This is a genomic window from Mesorhizobium sp. M1A.T.Ca.IN.004.03.1.1 (assembly GCF_003997555.1).
GTDB lineage: Bacteria > Pseudomonadota > Alphaproteobacteria > Rhizobiales > Rhizobiaceae > Mesorhizobium.
Genome location: NZ_RZTV01001242.1, coordinates 1 through 228 on the forward strand (window position 1 = coordinate 1; position 228 = coordinate 228).

Sequence of the window (228 nt, forward strand, 5' to 3'; positions counted from 1 at the left end):
CTCGCTCTATCTCTTCCTCAATCGCGCCATCGGCGAGGCCGATTCGCCGCTGACCATGCAGACGATGGCCGGCATCGGCGGAACGGTCTTCATGGCGGCCGCTCTTTTCCTCGGCAACAGTTCCGGCAATGCCGATTTTGCTGTCTCCCTGCCCTCCTCCAGCCTCGGCCTCATTCTGCTTCTCGCCCTTGGCTCGATCTCGGGATATGCGCATATGCTCGTGGTCCG

The 228-nt window shown here is 61.8% G+C and carries 1 pseudogene; it reads left to right on the forward strand.

From position 1 onward, the window contains the following. Nucleotides 1-228 (forward strand): annotated as a pseudogene (locus EOD29_RS35675) (EamA/RhaT family transporter); the annotation flags it as partial.